General features: G+C 65.8%; 18 protein-coding genes. 9 read left to right on the top strand and 9 right to left on the bottom strand.

Annotated elements, in window-relative coordinates; all coding sequences use genetic code 11:
* Nucleotides 1-2: 2 nt before the first annotated feature.
* Complete coding sequence (locus AC3A4M_RS00330) at nucleotides 3-1,649, bottom strand: ABC-F family ATP-binding cassette domain-containing protein (protein ID WP_498733087.1); 1,647 nt, start codon at nucleotides 1,647-1,649, stop codon at nucleotides 3-5.
* A gap of 267 nt (nucleotides 1,650-1,916) precedes the next feature.
* Here AC3A4M_RS00330 and AC3A4M_RS00325 point away from each other — a divergent pair, with 267 nt between their 5' ends.
* From AC3A4M_RS00325 to AC3A4M_RS00310, 4 genes are all read left to right on the top strand, one after another.
* Nucleotides 1,917-2,354 (top strand): VOC family protein, encoded by a 438-nt coding sequence (locus tag AC3A4M_RS00325; RefSeq protein ID WP_498733085.1) that lies wholly within the window; start codon nucleotides 1,917-1,919, stop codon nucleotides 2,352-2,354.
* A gap of 98 nt (nucleotides 2,355-2,452) precedes the next feature.
* A complete protein-coding gene (locus AC3A4M_RS00320) occupies nucleotides 2,453-3,403 on the top strand; it encodes a 1,4-dihydroxy-2-naphthoyl-CoA synthase (RefSeq protein ID WP_498734066.1) in 951 nt (316 codons plus the stop codon).
* Between the two features lie 10 nt (nucleotides 3,404-3,413).
* Nucleotides 3,414-4,529: an AMP-binding protein gene (locus AC3A4M_RS00315; protein ID WP_498733083.1), complete on the top strand. Its 1,116-nt coding sequence runs from the start codon at nucleotides 3,414-3,416 to the stop codon at nucleotides 4,527-4,529.
* 100 nt (nucleotides 4,530-4,629) lie between these two features.
* The gene (locus tag AC3A4M_RS00310; protein ID WP_498732037.1) at nucleotides 4,630-5,511 is read left to right on the top strand and encodes a 1,4-dihydroxy-2-naphthoate polyprenyltransferase; all 882 of its coding nucleotides are present in this window, start codon (nucleotides 4,630-4,632) and stop codon (nucleotides 5,509-5,511) included.
* A 3-nt stretch (nucleotides 5,512-5,514) separates the two neighbouring features.
* Here the strand turns inward: AC3A4M_RS00310 and AC3A4M_RS00305 are convergent, their stop codons facing one another.
* A complete protein-coding gene (locus AC3A4M_RS00305) occupies nucleotides 5,515-5,850 on the bottom strand; it encodes a DUF4229 domain-containing protein (protein ID WP_498733081.1) in 336 nt (111 codons plus the stop codon).
* Nucleotides 5,851-5,956: 106 nt separating this feature from the next.
* Here AC3A4M_RS00305 and AC3A4M_RS00300 point away from each other — a divergent pair, with 106 nt between their 5' ends.
* Nucleotides 5,957-6,376, top strand: coding sequence for a PLD nuclease N-terminal domain-containing protein (locus AC3A4M_RS00300; protein WP_139004588.1), 420 nt, complete (start codon nucleotides 5,957-5,959; stop codon nucleotides 6,374-6,376).
* Nucleotides 6,348-6,818: a ribosomal maturation YjgA family protein gene (locus tag AC3A4M_RS00295; RefSeq protein WP_498734065.1), complete on the top strand. Its 471-nt coding sequence runs from the start codon at nucleotides 6,348-6,350 to the stop codon at nucleotides 6,816-6,818. Before AC3A4M_RS00300 ends, AC3A4M_RS00295 begins: the two co-directional genes overlap by 29 nt.
* Here AC3A4M_RS00295 and AC3A4M_RS00290 read toward each other — a convergent pair.
* Nucleotides 6,798-6,938, bottom strand: coding sequence for a hypothetical protein (locus tag AC3A4M_RS00290; RefSeq protein WP_498733079.1), 141 nt, complete (start codon nucleotides 6,936-6,938; stop codon nucleotides 6,798-6,800). The two genes, AC3A4M_RS00295 and AC3A4M_RS00290, sit on opposite strands and share 21 nt — an antisense overlap.
* Nucleotides 6,939-7,186: 248 nt before the next feature.
* Complete coding sequence (locus tag AC3A4M_RS00285) at nucleotides 7,187-7,351, bottom strand: RCC1-like domain-containing protein (protein WP_498733077.1); 165 nt, start codon at nucleotides 7,349-7,351, stop codon at nucleotides 7,187-7,189.
* A gap of 4 nt (nucleotides 7,352-7,355) precedes the next feature.
* On the opposite strand from AC3A4M_RS00285, the gene AC3A4M_RS00280 reads away from it, so the two are divergent.
* The gene (locus AC3A4M_RS00280; RefSeq protein ID WP_498733075.1) at nucleotides 7,356-7,553 is read left to right on the top strand and encodes a hypothetical protein; all 198 of its coding nucleotides are present in this window, start codon (nucleotides 7,356-7,358) and stop codon (nucleotides 7,551-7,553) included.
* A gap of 161 nt (nucleotides 7,554-7,714) precedes the next feature.
* Nucleotides 7,715-8,662 (top strand): MerR family transcriptional regulator, encoded by a 948-nt coding sequence (locus AC3A4M_RS00275; RefSeq protein ID WP_498733072.1) that lies wholly within the window; start codon nucleotides 7,715-7,717, stop codon nucleotides 8,660-8,662.
* Between the two features lie 621 nt (nucleotides 8,663-9,283).
* On the opposite strand, the gene ccsB is transcribed toward AC3A4M_RS00275, so the two are convergent.
* From ccsB to AC3A4M_RS00250, 5 genes are all read right to left on the bottom strand, one after another.
* Complete coding sequence (gene ccsB, locus AC3A4M_RS00270; RefSeq protein ID WP_498733070.1) at nucleotides 9,284-10,318, bottom strand: c-type cytochrome biogenesis protein CcsB; 1,035 nt, start codon at nucleotides 10,316-10,318, stop codon at nucleotides 9,284-9,286.
* Nucleotides 10,319-10,330: 12 nt separating this feature from the next.
* Entirely contained in the window at nucleotides 10,331-11,965 is a 1,635-nt protein-coding gene (resB, locus tag AC3A4M_RS00265; protein WP_498734064.1) for a cytochrome c biogenesis protein ResB, read from the bottom strand.
* Nucleotides 11,966-12,093: 128 nt separating this feature from the next.
* Nucleotides 12,094-12,849, bottom strand: a complete 756-nt coding sequence (locus tag AC3A4M_RS00260) for a cytochrome c biogenesis CcdA family protein (protein ID WP_498734063.1) — start codon at nucleotides 12,847-12,849, stop codon at nucleotides 12,094-12,096.
* 35 nt (nucleotides 12,850-12,884) lie between these two features.
* The gene (locus AC3A4M_RS00255) at nucleotides 12,885-13,499 is read right to left on the bottom strand and encodes a TlpA family protein disulfide reductase (protein ID WP_498733068.1); all 615 of its coding nucleotides are present in this window, start codon (nucleotides 13,497-13,499) and stop codon (nucleotides 12,885-12,887) included.
* A 54-nt stretch (nucleotides 13,500-13,553) separates the two neighbouring features.
* The gene (locus tag AC3A4M_RS00250) at nucleotides 13,554-14,216 is read right to left on the bottom strand and encodes a histidine phosphatase family protein (protein WP_498733066.1); all 663 of its coding nucleotides are present in this window, start codon (nucleotides 14,214-14,216) and stop codon (nucleotides 13,554-13,556) included.
* A gap of 123 nt (nucleotides 14,217-14,339) precedes the next feature.
* Between AC3A4M_RS00250 and AC3A4M_RS00245 the strand changes: the two genes are divergently transcribed.
* Nucleotides 14,340-14,885 carry a YceI family protein gene (locus tag AC3A4M_RS00245; RefSeq protein WP_498732043.1) on the top strand — a complete coding sequence of 182 codons (546 nt, stop codon included), beginning with the start codon at nucleotides 14,340-14,342 and terminating at the stop codon, nucleotides 14,883-14,885.
* Nucleotides 14,886-14,954: the final 69 nt, after the last annotated feature.

Here is a 14,954-nt window from a genome sequence, read left to right as displayed (position 1 = left end):
GGTCAGACAGGCACTGGGAAGGACGCGACCCGGCCGGCAACCAGCCGCAGTTCCGCGCCGGGTCCGGTGCCGCCGAAGCGCCCGGCGAACCAGGCACCCAGCTGGCGGTCGTGGCTGACCATGACGAGAGTTCCCGCGTAGGCGGCGAGCGCTTCCTCCAGCTCGCCCTCCAACGCCGGAGCCAAGTGGTTGGTGGGCTCATCGAACAGCAGCACGTCGTAGTGTCCTACCATCAGCCGCGCCAGCGCCAGCCGGCGGTACTGCCCCACGGACAGCGCCCCGACGGGCACAAAGAAATCCGCCGTGCGGAACAGCCCAAGGGCCAGCAGTTTCTCCGCGTGCTCCTCGGTATCGCCGGGCAGCCCGGCGCCGAAGGCCTGCAGCAGCCGGTGCGCCGAGCGGGCCGGCGGGGCAAGCTCCTGGGGCAGGTAGCCCAGCCGCCCGCGCCGCGAGACAGTCCCGCTGCCCGGGACCAGCCGACCGGCCAGCACATCCAGCAGCGTGGTTTTACCCGCGCCGTTGGGGCCGGAGACCAGCAGTTTCTGCCCGGCCGACAGTTGAAGGCCGTCCACCTGCAGCCTGCCTTCAACAATGATGCCGGCTGCCTCCAGCATGGTTCCGGTTAGGTTGGTGCCGCCGAAGTCCGCGGCCAGCTTCAGCGGTTCGGGCGGCCGCTGGACCGGTTGGGCCTGCAGCCTGCGAAGCCGTTTCTGGGCGTTGCGCAGCCGGCTGGTCCGGGCCGACTCCACAGTAGTGGTCTTGTAGGAGAAGGCCATCTTGTCCTTATCCGGGCGGTCCGGAACGTCGCCGAACTGCTCCCGGTGCCGGGCGATTTTCGCCTTTTCCGCCGCCACCGCATCCAGCCACTTGCCGTAGGCCTGGGCCCAGCGCTGGCGCTCGGCCGCCTTCTCGCGCAGATAACCGGTGTATCCGTTGCCATAGCGCACCAAGGTGCGCCGGTCCGCGTCCACCTCCACCACTGTGGCGGCGACGCGTTGCAGGAAGGTCCGGTCATGCGAAACAGCGACGACGGTGCCCGGGTGCGCGGCGAGGGCATGTTCCAGCCACTCGACGGCGCTGTTGTCCAGGTGGTTGGTCGGCTCGTCCAGCAGCAGGACCGGCGCAGGATCCGCCAGTAGGCAGGCGAGCGCGAGGCGCCCCTGTTCACCGCCGGAGAGCGAGCCGATCATCCGGTCCCTGCTGACATGCCCCAGACCCAGCCCGTTCAGCGCGCTGTCCACGCGGGCATCCGCGGCGTAGCCATCGCGCAGCCGGTAAGCCGCGAGCAGTTCGTCGTACCGGCCGCCTTCCTGTTCCTTGCCACCGGCCATGGCGGCCTCGAGCCCGCGGAGTTCCGTTTCCATGGCGCGCAGCCTGGACAAGGACGCGTCGATGGCCTGTCCAACGGAGGACGACGGCGGCAGATCCAGCGTCTGCCCCAAGTAACCGTGGGTGCCATGCACGGCAACGGTTCCGGCGTCCGGCTGTTCGAGACCGGCCAGCAGCCTGAGCAAGGTGGACTTGCCCGCGCCGTTCTCGCCGATGATGGCCAGGTGTTCGCCGAACGGGATGACAAGGCTGACGTTGTCCAGCAGGAGGCGGCCGCCATAGCCGTGCGAAAGGTGTGAGAGATGAATATGAGCGGTCAACGTAACCCCATTGCGTCGAATACTTATGCCTGCGGGCGTATCCGTCAGAGGACCGGGTCGCAGCGGGCAGGCAAATGGACGAAAGCGGGTTACAGCTTCATGCCTCCCAGTGTGTGAGTGCCGGGACGGAGTTGTCAACGTTTCAGCGCCCCTCGGTGCAGCTGCGGGCAGTGGACGCCGCAGGTGCCGGATTAACCACCGCCTTCGCGGACAAAAGTTGTCCTGAAGACTCTGGCGGACGATTGGCCGGGCACTTACCGTCGAAGCATGACCTACAACTTGCAGATAGTCGTGGATTGCGCCGATGCCCATACCCAGGCCGACTGGTGGGCCGAAACCCTGGGCTGGACGCTGGAGCGAACGGACCCTGAGTTCATCAAGGAGATGATCGCCCAGGGCCACGCCCGCGAGGAAGACACCATCACGCATAACGGCATGCTGGTTTGGCGGGCCGGCGCCGCCATCTCTCCGCCGGAGGAAAAGGACTTGCCAGACCGCCGGCGGATCCTCTTCCAGCCGGTTCCGGAACCGAAAACGGTGAAGAACAGGCTGCACTGGGATGTGCGCCTTGCCGGCGATGACAGGGACGTGGTCCGGGCGCGGCTTGAAGCCCGCGGTGCCAAGTTCCTGTACGACGCCCAGCAGGGACCGTACAGCTGGTACACCATGGCCGATCCGGAAGGCAACGAATTCTGCCTCACGTGACAGGCCGGTTTTGGGCCCAAGGCTAAACTCGCTATGTGAGCTTTGAGAATTCTGCCCCCGCGCCCACCGCCGCCGCACCGGAAGCCAGCAACCACGCACTGGCCACCGCCCTGCCCGCAAAGGTGTCGGATGTCTTCGACCCCGCCCACTGGCGCGAAGTATCCGGTTTCGATTTTCAGGACATGACGTACCACCGCCAGGTGGAACGGGACGCGTCCGGCGCCGTGCTGCGCGATCTGCCCACGGTGCGCATCGCCTTCAACCGGCCCGAGGTCCGCAATGCCTTCCGGCCCGGCACGGTGGACGAGCTTTACCGCGCACTGGACCACGCCCGGATGACGCCGGATGTGGCGACCGTCCTGCTGACCGGCAACGGCCCCTCCCCCAAGGACGGCGGGCACTCGTTCTGCTCCGGCGGCGACCAGCGGATCCGCGGCCGCGACGGCTACCGCTATGCCGACGGCGAGACGCAGGAAACCATCGACCCGGCCCGCGCCGGCCGGCTGCACATCCTCGAAGTCCAACGCCTGATGCGCACCATGCCCAAGGTAGTCATCGCCGTCGTGAATGGCTGGGCGGCCGGCGGCGGGCACAGCCTCCACGTCGTCGCGGACCTGACCATCGCCTCCCGCCAGCACGGAAAGTTCAAGCAGACCGATGCCACTGTCGGCAGTTTCGACGCCGGCTACGGCTCGGCGCTGCTGGCCCGCCAGATCGGCCAGAAGGCCGCCCGCGAGATCTTCTTCCTGGCCCGCGAGTATTCCGCCGAAGACATGGTCCGGATGGGCGCCGTGAACGAGGCCGTGGATCATGATCGGCTGGAGGAGACCGCGCTGGAGTACGCCGCGGATATCGCCCGGCAGTCGCCGCAGGCCATCCGCATGCTCAAGTTCGCCTTCAACCTCGCGGACGACGGGCTTGCCGGCCAGCAGGTCTTCGCCGGCGAGGCCACCCGGCTGGCCTACATGACGGATGAGGCAGTGGAGGGCAAGGAAGCCTTCCTGGAAAAGCGCGACCCCGACTGGTCCCGCTTCCCGCACTACTTCTAGGGATGCCCGGATGAACATCGATCCGGCGCTGAAAGCGCTCTCGGCCGCGCTGGCAGGCGCGGGCCCCGCCGTCGAAATCGCACCCGATGGAACCCCCGAGCCGGTTGCCTCGGCGGGCCTGGCGCCGGAGACCGCAGCGGTAGTGCGGACCTCGGGCTCTACGGGCACGCCGAAGGCCACCATGCTGGGCATTGATGCGCTGGCTGCGTCCTCGATGGCCACGGCCATGCGGCTGCAGGGCGAGGGCCAGTGGCTGCTGACGTTGAGCCCCAACTATGTGGCCGGTCTGCAGGTGCTGGTGCGTTCGCTCTACGCGGGCACCCGGCCCTGGGTAATGGACCTGTCGGACGGCTTCACGCCGGAGGCGTTCACCACGGCGGCCGGCGAACTCACGGACAGGTTCCGGCTGGTCTCGCTGGTCCCAACGCAACTGCACAGGCTGCTCACCGACCCGTCCCCGGAGACGGTCCAGGTGCTGCGGCGCTTCGACACCATCCTGCTCGGCGGCGCCCGGATGCCCGACGACCTGCGCGCGGCGGCCCGGAAACATTCACTGCGGATTGTCCGCACCTACGGCATGAGCGAGACCTGCGGCGGCTGTGTTTACGACGGCGTCCCGCTGGACGGCGTGCAGCTGCGGCTCGACGAGGGCCGGATTTCCATCGGCGGCGACGTGCTGGCCTCGGGCTACCTCGACAATCCCGAGCTGACCAACGCGCACTTCAGTACCGTGCCGGACAAGGACGGCATTGCCGGCCGCTGGTTCCTTACCGAGGACCTGGGTGAAATGCACGACGGCGTGCTGACCGTCAGCGGGCGGGCAGACGATGTGCTCATCACCGGTGGCGTCAAGATCTCCGCCGCCGCAGTGTGTGCGGCCGTCGAGACCGTCCCCGGGGTGGAGGCCGCCCTGGTGGCCGGTGTCGAGGACCCGGAGTGGGGCACCCGGGTGGGTGCCGCCGTCGTCGGTTCTGCCGACGATGAGTTGATCCGCCGGACGGTCCGCGAGGCGCTGGGGCCGGCCGCGGTGCCGCGCATCCTCGTGCGGCTGGAGGCCCTACCGCTGCTGGCAAACGGCAAACCGGACCGGCTGGCCGTGGCGCGGGCGCTGCGCGAAGCCGGCTGATACGCACACCCCGCCGGCGATAAGCGAGAATAGTTCACTGCGGCCGGCACCGGATCCGGTCCGCCGCCATCATTACCGTTCACGAAAGCAGGATCTTCACGTGGCTACAGTTGCCCAATGGATTGAAGGCGCACGCCCCCGCACGCTACCCATGGCGGCTGCCCCGGTCATCGTGGGCAGCGCCGCGGCCTTCGACCTCGAAGCCTTCGACCCCACGCGGGCTTTGCTGGCGCTGCTGATCGCCCTGCTGTTCCAGATTGGCGTCAACTATGCAAACGACTATTCGGATGGTATCCGCGGCACCGACGACGTCCGGGTAGGTCCCATCCGCCTGACCGCCTCCGGGGTGGCCTCGCCGAAGTCGGTGAAGTTCGCGGCCTTCGGCTGTTTCGGGCTGGCCTTGCTCGCCGGCCTGGCCCTGATTATTTTGTCCCAGACCTGGCCGCTGCTGCTGGTGGGGGCCGGCTGTGTCATTGCCGCATGGGGCTACACCGGCGGCAGCAACCCCTACGGCTACCGGGGCCTGGGCGAAGTCTTCGTGTTCCTGTTTTTCGGCATCGTGGCAACCATGGGCACCACCTACACCCAGGCCCTACAGGTCAGCTGGGCTTCCTTCGTGGGCGCGGTGGGCACCGGGCTGATCGCCACGGCGCTGCTGATGGCCAACAACGTCCGGGACATTCCCACGGACCGCGAGGTCGGGAAGATCACGCTGGCCGTCCGGCTGGGCGACGAGGCCGCACGGATCAGCTACGTGATGATGCTGGCCGTTGCCATCCTGCTGCCACTGGTCCTGGTCAACGAGCATCCGTGGATCCTGCTGGTGCTGCTGCTGGCCCCGGTGTGCCTGATGCCCAGCTGGGTCATGCTCAAGGGCAAGAAGCGCAAGGACCTGATCCCGGTGCTCAAGCAGACCGGCATCATCAACCTGTGCTTCGCCGTCGCCTTCTCGCTGGGTCTGGCGCTGACCCGGCTGATGTAGCGGTCAGTCCGCCGTCGGCTTGTCTTCGGGTTTGGTGTCTTTGGGCTTGCGGTCCGAGTCCACTCGGAGCTCGCCGTAGCGGTCCACGGCCTCGTCTTCGGCCATCGCATCCGAGATCTCGGTCGAGGTCCGCAGGGGCGCGGCGTTACCGGAGAACCGATGCCGCAGGGACTCCGAAGCGGCGTCGCGCATTTCACGGAAGAACAGGTACGTGATGCACCATCCGGCCACGGCAGCCACGAGGGCGGAGAAGATCAGGCCTACGCCGAGCCACATGCAGATGACGAAGATAACGGCAACAATACCCAGCCGCAGAGCGGTAAATTTCCAGAAAGCCACCACACAAGTTTACGCTGTCGGCGCCAGCCGGGCCTCCGGTCGCGCTCAGAGCGGAAAGCCTGCTACACGGGCAGTGGCGACGCCCCGGCTCAACTACACTTAATGCATGGCCCGTGTCTACATAATGCTCGTTGTACTCGCAGTCGCAATCATTGTTTATGCGCTGATCGAGTGCATCCGCTCGCGGCCGCAAGAAGTCCGCAGCATCTCCAAACCGGGCTGGATCCTCACCATTATCCTGGTTCCGCTCATCGGCGCCCTGCTCTGGTTTGCCTTCGGGCGGCCGCGCGCTTCAAAACAGGCCCAGCAGGCCGCGCCGCGCCGGCCCATGGCTCCCGATGAGGACGTCGCGTTCCTGCGCAACCTGGACGTGCAGCGCCGGCAACGCCAGCGCGAGGAAGCGCTGAAAAAGCGCGAAGAGGAACTCAAGAAGCAGGCCAAGGACAAGGGCCGCAGCGGTACCAACCACAGCGGCACGAACCAGGTCAGCGAAGAGGATCCGGAAAATCCGAACACCCCGCGCTGACGGATTACGACGGCGGGCCCTCCTCGCCGCTGCCGCGCTAACCATCGCTGCGGGGCTGCTGGTCCGGTTCATCGGCAGCGGCACCTGGACCAACCACACCGGCGACGCGCTCTACGCGGTGCTGATCTACCTTCTGGCGGCCGTCGTGGCTCCGCGGATTCCGTGCGCGCTCATCGCAGCTGCCGCATTGGCGGTGTGCACCGCCGTCGAACTCTTCCAGCTTTCGTCCGTGCCCGCCGCACTCGGCGAAATCTTCCCGCCGGCGCGCCTGGTTTTCGGCACCACGTTCGGCATGCTGGACCTGGTGTCCTATGGAACAGGTGTGCTCGCAGCGAGTCTGCTGGACGCCGTGCTGCGCCGTCGTCTCAGCGGCCGACGTCCTGGCAGCCGGAGTCATGACGGCGCAGTCTCCGCGGACGCTTCAGGTCAGAATGTGCCGTAGGTAGCGCTCCGGCGCGTCCAGATAGGACTTCCAGTTGATGACCAGATCCAGCTCGTCCCAGTTCCTGCGGCCGATGCCGTGCTCGCCGGTCTCGTAAATGGTGGCTCCGGGTTGCCGCACACATCCTTCATATGCGCGTTGACACCTGTCCGGCCCTCCCCGCAGGCAGACCAACAGTAGTTCGGCGCCCTCCCAAGCCAGAATCTCTGATAGACGGACGCGACGAGGTTAGAGGCAGTAGAGACGAAGTCGATGTAGAGGAGGACACTGACGGCAGAGGCGACGCACGCTGAGCTGTGAATCGCAGCGCTAAATGGCGGCTTATCTGCGGCGCTAAATGGCGCCCCGCGCCGCGCGTAAGCCGCTCGTTAGTCGGTTGAGGAGAGGTGCCAGCTCGCAGTGTCGCATTGGCCGTCATCGCTGTTACCGGTCGCCAAAACGCTCCCATCGGAGCGAACGCCTAGCGTGTGAGTGGAACCAGCCGCAAACCGCCACGACGTCACACCACGCCACGCCACGCCACGATGCAACATCGCATTGCCCGCGACTGTTGGAGACGACCGCGGCGGCCTGCCCACCTTCAAAGCCGTATCCCTCGCGGCAGGCCACGCACTCGTAGTTGATGGCCCCGACATGGCCCCCGAAGTAGAGGCCGTGACAGGCGCGCACTTCAACGGGCCCAAGGACTTCCACCAGTGGTTGAAGCGTCAGGATGAAGCAACAGGCCCGCGGTGAGGCCTCCGCCTGCCAACCGGCCCGTCCGGTAGCCATCCCCAGCGCCCGACCCGATTCCCCTCCCCCGACATCCGCCCGCAGGTCTGCGCGCCGCGCAGCACGCCCTTAGGCTTGACCTTGACCCCAAGGGCAAGGTTTAGGGTGGCTGTGGAGGTGAAGAGATGAGAATTGGCCAGCTGGCCATCCGCGCGGGAGTGTCGACCAAAACCATCCGCTACTACGAGCGGATTGGCCTGATCACGCCCACGCGGCGCACGAACGGGTACCGCGACTTCGACGAGGACCATCTGCGTCTGGTGGCCGAAATCCGAGAGCTAAGCGGGAGCGGCATCGCCCCGAGCAGGGCCGCGCCGTTCATCGAGTGCCTGGACTCCGGACACGAACACAGCGACGAATGCGTGGCCTCGCTGGCCGTGTACCGCGACACCATCGCCGAGCTGGACCGCATGATCGCCGTCCTCACCACCCGTCGCGACGAACTCAAGCGCCGGCTCGATCACGGCGCATCCCGCACATTCGACAAGGAGACCATGATGACCGACTACACCACGCTTCCGGACAACCTTCCCGTTCCCCAGGACGATGGAGCGGCAGACCACCTGCCAGGCATGAACCTGCCGCCGCTAAAACTTCCCACCAGCGACGGGAAGGTCGTCGATCTCGCGAACCTGGGCCCCGGCAGGACCATCATCTACCTGTACCCACTCACCGGCCGCCCCGGGACCGACCTTCCCGACGGATGGGACGCCATACCGGGAGCGCGCGGCTGCTCGACCGAGGCCTGCGCCTTCCGCGACCACTTCGAGGACCTCCACACAGCCGGTGCCGCACGGGTGTTCGGCCTCTCCACCCAAGACACGGAGTACCAGGCAGAGGTCGTCAACCGCCTCCACCTGCCCTTCACAATGCTCTCCGACGAACGCCTGGCGCTGGCCGACGCCCTGAACCTGCCCACGTTCGACGCACCGGGCCACGACCGCCTCTACACGCGCCTGACCCTCGTGCTGCGCGACGGACAGATCGAGCACGTCTTCTACCCAATCTTTCCCCCGAACACCCACCCCCAACAGGTACTCGATTGGCTCGAAGCGCACCCCGCCAGCAGGTAGCCAGATCCGGCCAACCGGACCGGAAAGGAATCGAGCGCGGTCGTGAACCGGTCCTCGGCCGGGACAATCCAGAAGGCCGGCGCAAAGCGAGAGCGCCGCACCGAGTGAGCCTGCTTTGGTCTCGGTCTCCGTAAGCCGATCCCTTAGGGTGCTTCCGAACAGCTTCAAACGGCGGCCAGGGCATTTAGCCGGGCGCCGAGGCGTTCCTCACCGATCGCGCCTCGATCCCAGGACCTGGTGTGCGGCCGCTCGTCAGAAGATCCCAGTGCGGGACAGCTAACCCTTCTCCTCATCGTTATCGTCATGGTCGGCGTCGGCGTCGGCGTGATGCGGACAGCAGAAAGGGTCTTGTGTTGGATTCGCAACGCCGCATTTGGATCAGCTAGCGCTTGGCGCAGATCAGGTACTTGATGCCTTGACTGATATCGATCCGGGAGAGCCAGCCGCAGCTCCACGCTCCACGCAACCCCCGCCGTCGTAACGATTCCCCCGCTAGTTCGCGCGTCCCGATACTGGGTTGCAAGGCGGCTCCTTGCAGGGAACCGGAGGACAAGAAACGGGGCCTGCGCACTGGTTGTCCAGTGCGCAGGCCCCGTTCAGATAGCTAGTGTAGCGGTCCGCTTACTGGATCCCGGAGTAGCTGTGCAGCCCGGAGAAGAAGACGTTCACAATGGTGAAGTTGAAGACCACGCAGAGGTAGCCGACGATGGACAGCCAAGCGGCCCGGGTTCCGGTCCAGCCGCGGGTGGCGCGGGCATGCAGGTAGCCGGCGTAGACCACCCAGATCACGAAGGTCCAGACTTCCTTGGTGTCCCAGCCCCAGTAGCGGCCCCACGCCTTCTCGGCCCAGATGGCGCCCGCCATCAGGGTAAAGGTCCACAGCACGAACGCGATGGCATTCACCCGGTAGGCAAAGTTCTCCAGCGACAGCGCCGACGGCACAAGACGCAGGAAGCCCATTCGCTCAGGCTGGCCGGCACGGGCGCGGGCTTCCCTGTTGGCCTGCAGCAGCTGCAGCACGGACATGGCGAAAGTCAGGGTGAACAAAGCGGAGGCGATCACGGCGATCGAGACATGGATGATCAGCCAGTAGCTCTGCAGCGCCGGCACCAGATGGGCCACCGGCGTCGGGAAGCCGATCGCAGCCGCGCACAGCATGATGACAACCAGGCCGATAACAAACGAGCCCAGAAAGCGTACGTCCTTGCGGGTGAGGACCAGCAGGAATACGACGGCGACAACCAAGCCGCCGGTGGTGCAGAACTCGTACATGTTGCCCCACGGCACGCGGTGCGCCGCGATGGCCCGCGAGATCACGCCGGCCGCGTGGACGAGGGCAGCCACAACGGTAATGGCAACGCCAATACGAGCGGCAACACGGCGTTCCTTGGTGTAGACCATGGCTTCGTCAGCCGTCTCGACAGACGTGTCGGCCCCCGCTTTTCCGCCGGAACCGGCTGCTACGCCACCGCCTGCTCCGGCCAGGACCTTCTGCTCGGACTGTTCGCGGGCCAGGCGGGATTCGACCGACCGGATGGTCTTGCTGGAGGTTGCCAGGTCCCAGCAGAAGGCAATGAACGCCACGGTGTATGCCATGGCAGCCAGCAGGATGAACAGCTCGCTGTACTGGCCGAGCGTCTCGTCAATGGAGGGCATTGGAGGGGATCCTTAGGAGTTCTTTACGCCGACGGCGCTTTTGTTATTGTCTGCCTGCTGGTCCTGGTTGGCCAGCCATTCCTTCTCGAAGAGTTTGTGCAGGGCCGCAGATTCGCCTTCCAGCCTGGGGTCTTCGCCGCGGGCTAGCAGTCCCCACTCAACCATGGTCCGGCCGTCCTCGTGGGTACCGGCACGAACCCAGACGCGGCGGCGGCCGATGAACAGGGAGGCGCTCAGGCCGATGATAGCGAGCGTCGAGAACACCAGCGCGCCGGCCTGGCCCGGGTCGTGGTCGATGTCCAGGGCGACGTAGCGCTTCAGTCCGTCGAAGGTGACGGTGCCCAGCCCGTCCGGCAGCTCGTAGCTTTCGTAGGCGCCGAGGGAGAATTCGCCGGCCTCGTCCTCGCCGTCGCTCATCGACGTCAGGGTGGAGGTGTCGAGCACAAAGACGTTCTTCGGGTCGCCCTCGTCCAGGCCGAGGTCGCCGTAGTAACCGTTCAGGTACAGCCGCGGGTTGAACGGATCCGGGTCGCTGCCTACGGCCACGCCGTCGGAACCTTCCACCGCGGTGGGCAGGAAGAAGCCTACAAAGCCCAGCTGCTCCGGCTGGGCGTCCGGGACCTTGATGACCATGGTGGAGGTGTAGGCACCGTCGTTGGGCACCGAAACCACAGGACCCTGCAGCGCGATGTTGCCTTCGCCGTCGCGGATCGTCACGACCGGTGCATAACCGTTGCCAACCAGGTACACGCTCGTCCCGCCGATGGACAGCGGTTCATTGACCTTCAGCGTCTGCTGCTCCGGTTCCGCCTCGGGAGATTCCTTCGTCGTCAGGACGGCGGTGAAGTCCAGGGGCTGGCCGTAATGGGTGTCCGATTCACGGTCGAAGACCACGTCGAAACTGTCCAGCTGCATCGAATACGGCTCCAGCTGGTCCTCGTGGAAATTGCTGCCCGGGGAGAAGTTGTCGTAGCCCACCAAGGTGTTGACGAAGGACTCGCCCTCGACGATGATCTTCTGCCCGCGGTAGCCGAACAGCCCGCCCACGGCCACGGAGACCAGGACACCGATCAGCGAGACGTGGAAGACCAGGTTGCCGATTTCCTTCAGGAAGCCCCGCTCGGCACCGACTGAAGGCATGGCGCCGTCCTTGCCGCGCACCTCCACCCGGTAACCGCGGCGCTTGAGCAGGCGGGCTGCGTCGTCGACGGCGGATTCCCGCGTGACCTCCAGATCGGACGGCAGCGCCATCGAACCGTATTCCGGCAGCCGGGAGAGCCGGCGCGGGGTCCGCGGCGGCTGGGAACGCATGGCCTTCCAGTGCTGGATGGCGCGCGGGACTACACAGCCGATCAGGGAGATGAACAGCAGCAGATAGATCGCCGAGAACCAGACCGACGAGTAGACATCGAACAGCTGGAAACGGTCCAGCCAGGGGCCGGTTTCCGGGTTGTCAGTGATGTATTGGGTGACGACGGCGGGATTCGCCGGCCGCTGCGGGAACAGCGAGCCCGGCACCGCGGCGACGGCCAGCAGCAGCAGCAGGAACAGCGCCGTGCGCATGCTTGTCAACTGGGTCCACATCCAGCGCAAGGTGCCGACGAAACCCAAGGCGGGCAGGGCGACGTCGTTCTTCGCCGAAGGCATTTTGTCCTTCTTCGCCGGGCCCCAGCCGCGTGCGGCATCCGCCTTGCCGGCGGGTCCTGCCTGCTCCGTGCCCGGCGTCGGGGATGTCTCGGACGCGGGCTTCTCGGGAGTCTTAGGTGTTTCGCTCATCAGATGGGGAGCCTCACTTCATTTGCGAACCAGTCCTGCAATTGCGTTACCCAGGTCCCCCACATCCCGCTGGCCATCAGCACACCGAGAATCACCAGCAGTGCCCCGCCTGCCCGCTGCAGGAACAGCCGGTGCTTGCGGAAGAATGCCATGGCGCCCATGCCCCGCCGCACGCCGAGCGCGATCAACAGGAACGGTATGCCGAGACCCAGGCAGTAGACAAAGGCCAGGAAGGCCCCCTTGGTCGCATCGGCACCGCCGGAATATGCCAGCGCCTGGACCGCGGAGAATGTAGGGCCGATGCACGGCGCCCAGCCCAGTCCGAAGGTCATCCCTAGGACCGGGGCGCCCCAGAGTCCGGCCGGCGGGCGGGAATGGATCTTGCGGTCGCGCTGGAACCAGGACAGTCCGCCCATGAAGATCACGCCCATCGCAATAACGACGACGCCGAGTGCCTGCGTAACCCACGCGGCTTCGGATCCCTTCAGCCAGGCTCCCAGTTGCCCGAACACCGCCCCGATGGCCACGAAGACAATGGAGAAGCCCAGCACAAACAGGCCGATGCCGGCGAGCATCCGGCCGCGGCGCTGGCGTTCAAGGTCCACGCCGGTCAGTCCGGTCACGTAGCCCAGGTAGCCCGGGACCAGTGGCAGGACGCACGGGGACAGGAAAGACACCAGCCCCGCCAGCATAGCCACGGGGATGGCGAGCAGGACGGAGCCGTTCAGGACAGTATCGCCGAAGGCGCTGCCGATGCTCAGGGGGACGTAGGCCGCAGTCAGTTCCACGGTCAGGCGGCCGCTGTGTCTCTGATCAGCGCTTTCAGCGTGCCCTTGTCCGCGACGCCCAGGATGCGGGCAGCTACCCGGCCCTTCTTGTCGAGCACGAGCGTGGTGGGGACGGCCTGCGGCGGGACGTAGTTGGTCATTGCCAGCAGGATGCCGCCGTCTTTGTCATTAAAGCTGGGGTAGGTCACGCCGAAATTGCGCTCAAAGGCTTCGGCCGTTGCCTGTTCGTCGCGGATGTTCACGCCGTAGAACTGCGCCTCGTCGGCGAACTCCTCGCTCAAGGCCTGCAGGTCCGGGGCTTCCAGCCGGCACGGCGCACAGGCTGCGTACCAGAAGTTCAGCACGGTGACCTGGCCGGCAAAATCGGCGGCCTCCACGGTGGTGCCGTCGAAAAGCTTTCCGGACAGCTGGACCGGCTCGCCGCGGGTGGCGGCGTCGTATTCGGTCACCGAGCCGTCCCCGGCGATGTAGTTTTTGTTGTCGCCGGCGTTGGCCTGCTGGGCGAGGGAATCCTCCACGGTGCAGGCGGCCAGGGGCAGGGCAAAGACCAGTCCCGCACTAAGCTTCAGCAGGGAACGGCGGTTGAACGGCTGGGGGGTTTGGGCAGTCACAATCACACTTTTCTTCGTGGGCTGGGAAGTATCCCACTTCTACAACGCGTAGTAATTCTATTACGCTCCCGGGATATTCGCCGCACCGGGCAAAAGGTCGGCGCTGGGCTCGCAGTATTCGACCCCGACGAGGCGTTCGCCGTCGAACTTCAGACTGGTTACCGAGGTCAAAGTACATTGCCGACGGCGGGGGTCATGCCACAGCCTGCGGTGTTCGGCTGCCAGCCGGGTCACCCAGATGGGCAGCTGATGGCTCACCAGCACTGCTTCGGCACCCTCTCCGCCGCGTTCGACGGCGGCGTGCCGGGCATCCTGCACCGCTTCCATGACCCGGGCGACCTGCCCGGCGTAGGGCTCGCCCCAGGACGGCAGCATCGGGTTGCGCAAATACCGCCAGTGCCGCGGATCCCGCAGGTGCCGCTTGACGTCCGAGAGTCCCTCGAAACGGTTCTCCGCCTCGATGATCCGCTCATCGGTCACGATTTCGAGCCCCAGCGCGACGGCAGTGGGCTGAGCGGTCTCCTGTGCGCGGGTAAGCGGCGAGGCCACCAAGTAGCTGATCTTGGCGCCGTCTTCGGCCCGCTGGGCAAAGTAGTCCGCCGCCCGCTGGGCCATCTCATGTCCAAGCTCGGAGAGACGGAAATTAGGCAGCCGGCCATAGAGGACGCGGTCCGGATTATGGACCTCGCCGTGGCGGAGTAAATGCACAGTGGATAGGGGCATGGTCTTAATTCTCTCAAAGTCAAGGGGATTGCCCAAAGCCGGAGGGCGTGGCAAGAATGGGCACTGAGTGAAGATCTGCTGCTCAGCCCAGATGGAATCGTTTTTCCCACGAAGGAGATCGTTATGACATTGCCCCAAGGCCTGGCTCAAGGCGTCTGGACTCTCGACCTGGCGCACAGCGAAATTGGCTTCACCGTCCGCCACGCCGGGATCAGCAAGGTCCGCGGCCGATTCACTGATGCCTCGGCCGAGGCCCGTGTTGGTGAATCACTCGCCGAGTCCACGTTGCATGCCACGGTTAATACAGCCAGTTTCGAGTCCGGCGACGCCAACCGCGATGCCCATGTCAAGGGCTCTGACTTCTTCGATGTCGAGCAGTTCCCCGAGATGACCTTCGTCGCCACGGGCGTCGAAGGCGACGGCGAGGACTACACCGTTACCGGCGACCTGACGATCCGCGGCGTGACAAAGCCGGTGGAAGTCGAGGTGGAGTTCACCGGCGTGGCTGTCGATCCGTTCGGGGCGACCAGGGCCGGGTTCACCGGTGAAACCGAAATCAGTCGCAAGGAGTTCGGCCTGACCTGGAACGCGGCGCTGGAGGCCGGCGGCGTGTTGGTCAGCGACAAGGTGAAGATCAACCTGGATGCAGCACTGGTCAAGCAGGCCTGAGCTGCCCGATCCGATGCATGGATTTTGCCCGGCCGGGACAGCTGTTCCGGCCGGGCAAAATCATCCTTC

This window comes from Arthrobacter sp. Soil_C_60 (assembly GCF_057656375.1).
This window is presented reverse-complemented; position numbering and strand designations above follow the sequence as displayed.

Coding starts and splice junctions, on each gene's coding strand:
- AC3A4M_RS00285 (WP_498733077.1), bottom strand. CDS start 7,351: ATGTTGCATCGTGGCGTGGCGTGGCGTGGTGTGACGTCGTGGCGGTTT.
- AC3A4M_RS00245 (WP_498732043.1), top strand. CDS start 14,340: ATGACATTGCCCCAAGGCCTGGCTCAAGGCGTCTGGACTCTCGACCTG.
- AC3A4M_RS00300 (WP_139004588.1), top strand. CDS start 5,957: ATGGCCCGTGTCTACATAATGCTCGTTGTACTCGCAGTCGCAATCATT.
- AC3A4M_RS00250 (WP_498733066.1), bottom strand. CDS start 14,216: ATGCCCCTATCCACTGTGCATTTACTCCGCCACGGCGAGGTCCATAAT.
- ccsB (WP_498733070.1), bottom strand. CDS start 10,318: ATGCCCTCCATTGACGAGACGCTCGGCCAGTACAGCGAGCTGTTCATC.
- AC3A4M_RS00275 (WP_498733072.1), top strand. CDS start 7,715: ATGAGAATTGGCCAGCTGGCCATCCGCGCGGGAGTGTCGACCAAAACC.
- resB (WP_498734064.1), bottom strand. CDS start 11,965: ATGCCTTCGGCGAAGAACGACGTCGCCCTGCCCGCCTTGGGTTTCGTC.
- AC3A4M_RS00325 (WP_498733085.1), top strand. CDS start 1,917: ATGACCTACAACTTGCAGATAGTCGTGGATTGCGCCGATGCCCATACC.
- AC3A4M_RS00315 (WP_498733083.1), top strand. CDS start 3,414: ATGAACATCGATCCGGCGCTGAAAGCGCTCTCGGCCGCGCTGGCAGGC.